General features: G+C 47.0%; 1 protein-coding gene. It reads right to left on the bottom strand.

The window, feature by feature from the left end; genetic code table 11:
- Nucleotides 1-1,532: SusC/RagA family TonB-linked outer membrane protein (locus tag VIP81_RS22160; protein ID WP_331966501.1), on the bottom strand; the 1,532-nt coding region annotated here is incomplete at its 3' end.
- Nucleotides 1,533-1,769 lie beyond the last annotated feature (237 nt).

The raw sequence follows: 1,769 nt of genomic DNA, 5'->3' as shown, positions 1-1,769 counted from the left end.
TGTCTGGCTACATCAAATGCGGAGTAACGCGTAGTATATGCCATCACTCTGCCCGACAGCCCTTTTAAGATACCGCTCATATCCTGTGTCAGTTGTAACTGGGCAGTGAGTGTACTGTTGTTACTTTGCTGATACCCGCGTACCGCTTCTGCATAAGGATTGATGAAAAGATCACGGGTAGTTCCCGGCATAATGGCGTTACCAAATAAAGGGTGTTGCGCATACGGCATATAACTTTGCGGATAGATGGCAGGAAATGATACCGGATTAGCGGTAAGCACACTGGACACAATTTTTGATCCGCCGCCAACAGGACCATTGTAATCATCAAACTGACCTTTCAAACTCACCAGTATTTTGGTTGTTTTGGTGGGGTTCAGTGTTACGTTGGATAAAACGGAGTAATTTCTCAGTTTGATATTACTGTTGAAATCATTGAGGGGCGCTACTTTCAGCATACCATTGTCTACGTTGTAGGTCATGGCCAGGTAGTATTGCAACTTGTCGCCACCACCACTCACGTTCATATTATAACGTTGGTTGTTGGTATAGTCTTTCAACATCTGTTTAACCCAGTCGTTGTTTGGATACAACAAGGGATCATCACCCGCGGCGGTATGGTCTATTTTGTTTTGAGAATATGGAGCGGCACCCAGCGCATTCCTGGTGAGCGATGCTTCGTTCGCCAGGCGCATGTAGGTAATGTTATCCGCCATTTTGAAATTCTGTGTGTTGGCGGAGGTGGAATTTTCTACCCTGAAGCTCAACTTCGTTTTGCCGGATTCACCTTGTTTGGTGGTGACCAGCACTACACCGTTTGCACCGCGGGCGCCATAGATAGAGGACGCAGTGGCATCTTTCAGGATAGAAAAGCCAGAGATATCATCTGCCTGTAAGCGCGCCAGCGCGGTATTATCACTTTCAATACCATCAATCATAATCAGTGGATCTACTTTCCCGGTTCCGAAGGAACCTACACCGCGGATAAAGAACTGTGCATTGTCGGCGCCCGGCTCACCGGAACGCTGGAACGAAATGATACCGGAAATCCGACCGGCCAGCATGGTGGTGAGGTTACTGGTAGGCCCTTTAATCTCTTTCGGATTAATAGAGGTCACAGAGCTTACCAGGCTGGTTTTCTTCTGCGTACCAAAACCTACTATCACTACGTCATTGAGAGTAGCGGTATTCGGCTGCATCTGTACGTTAATGGTACCGCGGCCTCCAATGGGCATATCCATGGTCTGATAGCCTATAAAGGAGAAACTAAGGGTATCTTTGCCTGCCGGCACCTGGATGATGTAATGACCTTTGTCATCCGATCCGGTACCGGTTTTAGTTCCCTTGATCAGCACCGTGGCGCCGGGAATTTTGTTTCCTTTTTCATCGGTAATTTCACCTTGTATACTCTTGGCGGATTGTGCAAACATCCGTTGACTGCATAGCTGGAGGATCAGGAATGCAGCGATACAAAGCATGGACCTTCGCCTGTACGCAGGCGGCACATAATAACGGGAGTAGTTTTTCTTCATTGTTAGTAGTTTGATAAAGCGGTTGATAATAGTCAGGCGTATTAGCTGAACAAGCAGGTGAGTACAGGCATAGAAATCCCTCTCGCATTTCGCGGATAGCTGGCACAAAAAGAGTTGTACCCGTAGGTGACGAGTAAACGTCCACTACCGCGCAGGCGATTAAAATTCAATGTTGACCCAACAAAAAATTTGAGGTGCTAGTTTTACATTCGTGGCTGCTACATTTCTTTACTAACT

Origin of the sequence: Chitinophaga sp., assembly GCF_036566945.1 — a bacterium.
Lineage (GTDB): Bacteria > Bacteroidota > Bacteroidia > Chitinophagales > Chitinophagaceae > Chitinophaga.
This window is presented reverse-complemented; position numbering and strand designations above follow the sequence as displayed.